Raw genomic sequence first — 3452 nt, 5'->3', positions numbered from 1 at the left:
GTGGGTTATGCCATCAAGTTTGGCATGCCATGGGCAACACATTAGAAACAGGACTATTTGGGGAATAATGGCGGTAAATCTGGCTTAAGTGATCAAGATGTAATCAGCGAGAGATAAGGAAGAGGGGGTATTTGAATGTGCGACAAAAAATGTGGTTTAGGCGCCAAGACTTACTGATGAGTATCTAAATTGAAATTATCTATAAGGAGATTGATATAGGAAGTTAAAGCAAGAAATGGTACACCCGAGTGGACTCGAACCACCGACCCCTACCATGTCAAGGTAGTGCTCTAACCAACTGAGCTACGGGTGCACTGTTTGAATTTCACTTTTTAGACTCTGTGAAGAGAGTGGTACACCCGAGTGGACTCGAACCACCGACCCCTACCATGTCAAGGTAGTGCTCTAACCAACTGAGCTACGGGTGCATTATTTTGGCTAATGCTATATTCCTTAACGCATTACGCTTCGGAACGAGCGCTATATTAGGGGGATAGCGGATCACTGGCAAGTAAAAAAAACAAATTTAATGTCAAATGGTGAATTGCTGTGCAACTTGCGCGACGTTTAAGCAATGCTGTAGGGCAAATCTTCATTTTTAACAGGGGGATGTGATCGTTTCTATCGAAATCAAGCTGATAAATGGGCGGGTCGCCAATGCAGCCACCCGCCTCGGGGATCAATGATGTAAATTATGGCTATCTAACAGACTGATGTGCACGCCATGCTTTTGGATATACCGCAGGCGGATAAAAAACAGTAAGGCCGCTGAGGTTAAGCCTGCAATGAGTCCGGTCCAAAATCCATGTGCCCCCATGGCGGGGACGATGTAATCGGTATAAGCCAGGGTATATCCGAGCGTCATACCAATTCCCCAATAGGATAAAAGGGTGATATAGAATGCACTACGGGTATCCTTGTAACCCCGCAGAGCGCCGGCGGCGACCACCTGAATCGAATCGGATAATTGATATAAGGCCGCCATGAGCATTAGGCTGCCCGCTAAGGCAATCACTTGTGGATCGCCATTGTACAATGTTGCAATTTGAAACCTAAATAACACCGTCAGTACGGCCGTCATTAAGGCTAGGGATAAAGCCAGGCCAAGTCCCACTTTGGTGACCGTGCCAGCAATATCCGCGCGATCACGGCCGAGGTAATAGCCGATCCGAATCGATACCGCGATCCCAATCGACAGCGGTAACATAAAGACGATAGAAGAAAAGTTAAGAGCAATTTGATGACTTGCGACGACGGTAGCTCCTAAAGGGGCGAGCAATAGTGCAATGATTGCAAATAAACTCACTTCAAAAAATAGTGCCATAGCTATCGGCATGCCAAGTTTGGTCATCTTTTTCATCGTATTAACGTCAGGTCGATGAAATTTACTGAAAGGAGCGAGCGCACTAAATTTAGGATGGATTTGCATATAAATCGCCATAGCGACTAGCATGGCCCAAAAAACCAGAGCAGTGGCAATCCCGCACCCAGCGCCACCCATGGCAGGCACCCCAAAATGTCCGTAGATAAAGATATAGTTAGCAGGAATGTTGACGGCCAATCCTACAAAACCAATGATCATTGTGGGTAAGGTATAGGAAATCCCTTCACTGCAACCACGTAGTACTTGATAAAGGACAAATGCAGGTGCCCCCCATAAAATTCCATCGAGATAACCAATGGTTAAGCGGTATAATTCCGGTTCTAAATCCATGTGGTTAAGGATCAAGGGCGCTGAGGCTAAAAATGCCATCACACCGATGCCACCAATCAGTGCAAGATAACCCGCTTGGAACGCAAGTGGTTGAATGGCTTTTTGATTATTGGCACCATTGTAATGGGCAAATAGCGGGGTAAATGCCATGAGCAAGCCTTGGACAAACAAAATGGCGGGCAACCACAGACTGGTGCCAACCGCCACCGCTGCCATATCGACAGCACTGACACGGCCAGCCATGACTGTATCGATAAAGCCCATCATGGTTTGCGTGACTTGGGCGATCAGCACTGGCAGTGCAAGTTGGATTAAGCGTTTGGCTTGGAAGCCTGAATGATTCATAAATACAGCCTTTAACGAATAAGCGAGCAAAAAATGTTTACAGGTATAGTACAAGCCACCTGTGAGGTGGCTGCAATACATAAGAAAGATGGCCTAAATACCCTTGAGGTAGCGTTTAAACCTGATTTGCATGAGGGACTTGCGATTGGTGCAAGTGTGGCAAATAACGGGGTATGTCTTACAGTGACTCAGATTGTTGATCATAGGGTATTTTTCGATGTAGTGGAAGAGACCTTGCGTATGACAAACCTGGCCTCCCTCAGGGTTGGCAGTTTGGTTAATATCGAAAGGTCATTAACCTTTGGTAGCGAAATTGGTGGACATATCCTCTCTGGGCATATTCATACAAAAGCAAAAGTACTTAATATCAGCCATACAGCTGAGCATTATGATCTGCAGCTTGGTCTTGACTCAAAATGGATGAATTACATTTTTTATAAGGGATTTGTGGGTGTTAATGGTTGCAGCTTAACGGTCGGAGAGGTGACCAATGCCAGTTTCATGTTGCATCTCATTCCTGAGACGCTCAAGTTGACCAACCTTGACCAGTGCCAAGTCGGTGATGAGCTTAATATCGAGATCGACAGTCAAACACAGGTCATTGTGGATACTGTAGAGCGTTTACTGGCGACCAAATTTAAGGCACATTCAACCATATAACGGCCATGTGTTCAGTCGCCTGCGGCCGGGCTTTTAATAAATTTGTTCGTCATCAGAGTCGACAAACAGTTCAATCGTCCGTCGCGACTCGTCCATATGCAGACGTAAGTGAATTGGGTTACAACAGATCCTGCAATCGTCGTAGTAATCTTGATCACCACCGCTGGCATCAATACTGATATGTTGGTGGTGTCCGCAGTGGGGGCAGGCGATAACTTTATTCATGATCTTCATGGCAACTTTCCTTCTTGAATAGACTCAGAAGCATAGGATGGGCACCTATCGTGGATGCACATACTGATGAAAGGCTTATTAAGTATATCGCGATTTTTAATCATCATCGCCCACAGCGGTTATAGGGTGAATAAAGATGCTGAGTAAAAGCGGCACTAAAGCAGCTTAACTCTTAATGTGGCTGGTAAAGTGCCATGCTTTTTAAAGTAAACCAACGATGAATGACGTTAGCTAAGGTTATCCGCGTCGTACATCTAAGCATTATACTTGCACCCCTTAACGGCAATCCCGTAGAATATACGCCCTGCTGCGCAAGGTGGCTAAGACTCTTGTACTGTCTTAACCTAGCGAGCATTTTTCTCATTCATTAAAACCATGTGGCCCTGCGTGTGGGTCACCACTGGAAAGGACATTTCATGCCTGTAATTACACTTCCTGATGGTAGCAAGCGCGAGTTTGCACATCCCGTATCGACTCTCGATGTTGCCGCTGATATTGG

3 protein-coding genes and 2 tRNA genes are annotated in these 3452 nt (G+C 45.8%); 1 reads left to right on the top strand and 4 read right to left on the bottom strand.

Annotation, left to right across the window (positions count from 1 at the left end; genetic code table 11):
- Positions 1–236 precede the first annotated feature (236 nt).
- The 3 genes from ACRCZA_RS16760 to ACRCZA_RS16750 all read right to left on the bottom strand — a co-directional run bounded on the left by ACRCZA_RS16760 (position 237) and on the right by ACRCZA_RS16750 (position 2059).
- A tRNA-Val gene (locus ACRCZA_RS16760) sits at positions 237–313 on the bottom strand.
- A gap of 38 nt (positions 314–351) precedes the next feature.
- A tRNA-Val gene (locus ACRCZA_RS16755) sits at positions 352–428 on the bottom strand.
- A 251-nt stretch (positions 429–679) separates the two neighbouring features.
- Positions 680–2059 (bottom strand): MATE family efflux transporter, encoded by a 1380-nt coding sequence (locus tag ACRCZA_RS16750; RefSeq protein ID WP_438675508.1) that lies wholly within the window; start codon positions 2057–2059, stop codon positions 680–682.
- A gap of 33 nt (positions 2060–2092) precedes the next feature.
- On the opposite strand from ACRCZA_RS16750, the gene ACRCZA_RS16745 reads away from it, so the two are divergent.
- Entirely contained in the window at positions 2093–2719 is a 627-nt protein-coding gene (locus ACRCZA_RS16745; protein ID WP_438675507.1) for a riboflavin synthase subunit alpha, read from the top strand.
- A gap of 33 nt (positions 2720–2752) precedes the next feature.
- Here the strand turns inward: ACRCZA_RS16745 and ACRCZA_RS16740 are convergent, their stop codons facing one another.
- Positions 2753–2953, bottom strand: coding sequence for a CPXCG motif-containing cysteine-rich protein (locus ACRCZA_RS16740; RefSeq protein ID WP_438675506.1), 201 nt, complete (start codon positions 2951–2953; stop codon positions 2753–2755).
- Between the last annotated feature and the right edge of the window lie 499 nt (positions 2954–3452).

It is taken from the genome of Shewanella sp. (assembly GCF_051658185.1).
In the GTDB taxonomy this organism is placed as follows: Bacteria; Pseudomonadota; Gammaproteobacteria; order Enterobacterales; family Shewanellaceae; genus Shewanella.
This window is presented reverse-complemented; position numbering and strand designations above follow the sequence as displayed.

Excerpts from the sequence above, each read along its gene's own strand:
- ACRCZA_RS16750 (WP_438675508.1), bottom strand. The coding sequence starts at position 2,059 with ATGAATCATTCAGGCTTCCAAGCCAAACGCTTAATCCAACTTGCACTG.
- ACRCZA_RS16745 (WP_438675507.1), top strand. The coding sequence starts at position 2,093 with ATGTTTACAGGTATAGTACAAGCCACCTGTGAGGTGGCTGCAATACAT.
- ACRCZA_RS16740 (WP_438675506.1), bottom strand. The coding sequence starts at position 2,953 with ATGAAGATCATGAATAAAGTTATCGCCTGCCCCCACTGCGGACACCAC.